Raw genomic sequence first — 3,096 nt, forward strand, 5'->3', positions numbered from 1 at the left:
CGGGCGGCCTGAACGCGGCCCCGGGTACGCGAGCCGGACGGCCGGGGCGCGGCCAGCGCGGTATCCGCGCCTGCGGCGAGTGAGCCCAACGCGCGAGGCCTCCGTTCCCGTGTGGACGTGGCGACCGGCGCGATCCGGCACGGTTTCCGCCATTCGGGGCATCCGTTCCCGTGTGGACGTGGCTCTGCCCGCCCATCACTGACCGGCGGACCCGTCCACGTCTCACGGGCAGGCTTGGAGGTTCGAACGACCGGTTCGCGCGGGCAGGAAAGGGCAACTCGCGGGCAGGAAGGGGCAACTCGCAGGCGCGGGTGGGTCAGCGGGCGCGCCAGCCCAGGTTCTGGACCGCCTGGGTGAGTTCCTGGTAGGCGCTGCGGACGTTCTCGGCGTAGCGGTCGAGGTGCTCGCCGCGCGCCGACGGCGCTGGTTCCGGGTCCGGGCCGAGCTGGGCCCACGACAGCCGGGAGATGTTGTCGTCGGCCATCCGCCAGAAGCGGTGCGCGCGCTCGGCGGTGGTCTGCTCGCGGTCGGTCGCCTCCCGCACCCTCTGCTCGGCGGCGGCGATCTCGCCGTCCAGTTCCTTCGCCCGCGCGAGCTCCCACGAACGCAGGTCGTCGGCCGCCTTGCGGGCCAGACCCATGATCTCCTTGTAACGCACGGCCGCCGTCGCCTCGTCAGGCATCGCCCGCCTCCTCGCGGTGGAAGGGGATCGTCACTTCCGGACTCGCGTGTGTGGTGCGGTCGAAGAACAGGGCGCGCCCGGGCCGTGGCGACCAGTGCACCACCTGGCCCGCGCAGAAGGGCGCCAGCTCGTTGCCCTGGACGTCGAGCGCGACCCACGCGCCGATGTCGTCGGTACCGCCGAACCCCAGCGTGTCCTTGAGCCGGGCGACCCCGCGCCACCAGCCGAGGACGTGGGTCCCGCTCGCCGGACCCTGCTTGAGCACGGTGCGCAAGTGGTCCAGCCCGCTCGTGCTGCCCGGCTCCTTGCGTTCCAACATCGGTAGCACCGCGTCGACGCCGTAGAGCACGAAAAACCGCGTGATCCCGCCCTCGGTGAGCCTGCTCGCGAGGTCGGCCACCGCCGCAGGAAGGTCGTCGGCCGCGACCACGCCGGACTTGTGCCCGTCGGCGACGAGCCGCTCGGCCAGGGCGCCGACCTCGTCCTCGCACGCGGGCACGGCGCAGCAGAGCACGAACTCCACCTCGCCCGGCGCGAACTGCCGTGCCAACGAGCGGGTGGCCGCCTCCAGCACGGACAGCGCCTCCGCGCGGCTGCTGCCGAGCACGGCGAGGTTGCGGCCCGGGGAATCGGCCATCTCGACGGCGTGCGCGTTGTCGGCGACCTCGATCGCCTGGCCCACCAGCGCGCGGGCGCGGTCCGTCCGTCCCAGGGCGGAGAACGCCGCCGACGAGTCGAGGACCGGCGCCACGGCCCCGTCGAAGAGCCGGGGGCGGCCCTGCGCGCCGTAGCGCTGCCACAGCTGGCGTTGCAGCGCGGGGAACACGCCCCGGTCGCTGGCGTCGGGGATGTGGGCGAGCTGGTTGCCGTGCGCCACGCCCGACTCGTGGTTGACCACGGCGTGCCAGCGTGGCGCGGACACCGCAGCCTGGTTGGCCTCGGCGAGCACGCGGCGAGCCTTCGGCATCGCCACCCGCAGGGTGCACTGCTCGAACACGGCGGGTTTGCCCCAGAACGCCTCGATACCCGCGATGTCCTGGCTGGCGAGTATGAGGTGGATGCCTTGGGACCGGCCCCTCCGCGCGAGGTCCTCCAGCATCGCCGTGGCCATCGCGGTCACGGCGTCGCGCTCGGCGAAGAGGTACTGGAACTCGTCGATCACCGCGACGATGCGCGGCCAGTGCCCGTCGGGGTCCTGTTCGCGCAGCTCGGCGAGGTTGGTGACCTCGTATTCCTTGGCCGCCGCCGAGCGCCTGCGCATCTCGTCGGAGAGGTAGCGCAGCAGCGCGAGGCCGAACTCGCGGTCGGTGTTGACGTTCACGCCGACCAGTCGCGCGTGCGGCAGCCAGCTGGCGTCCTTGCGGCCCGGTGCGAGCCCGGCGAACGACACGCCCTCCTTGAAGTCCAGCAGGTACAGGGCCAGTTCGTCCGGCGAGTACCGGGCGGTGAGGCTGCCGAGCAGCGCGTAGAGGAAGTTCGTCTTGCCCGAGCCGCTCGGCCCGCCGATCAGCGCGTGCGGGGTGGCGTCGCCGATGACCACCTCGACGGGTTCGCCCTCGAAGAAGCCCACGGGCGCGCGCAGCTCCCGGGCGGAGTGGCCCCGGCCGAACTCGGTGGGCAGCAGGTCGCCGAACGCGCGGGGGCCGCCCTGCTTGGCGATCAGCGCGTCGGCGATGCGCGACGTCGCGGTGGTGACCCCGCCCGCGGGCAGTGGCGGGTCGAGGTCGACGGGCATGTCGGCGCCCGTCATCGAGGTGATCGCGCGGCGTTCGTCGAGCAGGCTGACGGTCTCCACCGAGCCGCCGAGCACGGTCGGGACGTCCACCAGGATCAGCGAGATTCCGGCGGCGAGCGCGCCGCTGGCGACGCGTTTGAGGTCGCGCAGGTGTTCGGGTCGCAGGTCCTCGCCGTTGCCGTAGAGCACGGCCACCCGCCACGGCTCGATGCGCCGCCCCGTGGCCTCCCGCATGGCCCGCAGGGAGGCGTAGCCGTCCTGCATGGTGCGGGTGTGGATGCGGCGGACGTGCCCGGCCAGTTCGTCGAGCAGGTCCTCGAGGCGGGTCGGGTCGTGGACGGTGACCGCGCTGGTGCGGCTGAGCGCGTAGAAGTTCGGCAGGACCGCCGTGAGCTGGCCGACGTCCCACAGGTGCACCCGCACCGCGCCCGGTTCGAACGTCGACAGCACCCGCATCAGCAGGTTCTCCACGAGGGCGTCGACGGTCGGCCGGGTCTTCGGCGCCGACGTGATCGCCAGGTGCGATTCGTCGAGCAGCGGTACGGCGACGTCGAAGGTCAGGTCCGTGCCGGGCGTGCGCGCCGTGCCGAGGCCGTCCACGGTGGCCGAGCCGACGCGCCACAGGCCGGGCGCCGTCACGCCGTCGGAGAACCCGGTGCGCCCGAGCCACTCGCCGGGC

General features: G+C 73.2%; 2 protein-coding genes. Both read right to left on the reverse strand.

Annotation, left to right across the window (positions count from 1 at the left end; all coding sequences use genetic code 11):
- Positions 1 to 316: 316 nt before the first annotated feature.
- Positions 317 to 682 (reverse strand): hypothetical protein, encoded by a 366-nt coding sequence (locus SACSA_RS0117310; RefSeq protein ID WP_019818999.1) that lies wholly within the window; start codon positions 680 to 682, stop codon positions 317 to 319.
- The coding region (locus tag SACSA_RS0117315) for an FtsK/SpoIIIE domain-containing protein (RefSeq protein WP_019819000.1) at positions 675 to 3,096 on the reverse strand (2,422 nt) is incomplete at its 5' end. The genes SACSA_RS0117310 and SACSA_RS0117315, both read right to left, overlap by 8 nt.

The sequence above is a fragment of the Saccharomonospora saliphila YIM 90502 genome (genome assembly GCF_000383795.1).
GTDB classification, from domain to species: Bacteria; Actinomycetota; Actinomycetes; order Mycobacteriales; family Pseudonocardiaceae; genus Saccharomonospora; species Saccharomonospora saliphila.

Coding starts and splice junctions, on each gene's coding strand:
- SACSA_RS0117310 (WP_019818999.1), bottom strand. CDS start 682: ATGCCTGACGAGGCGACGGCGGCCGTGCGTTACAAGGAGATCATGGGT.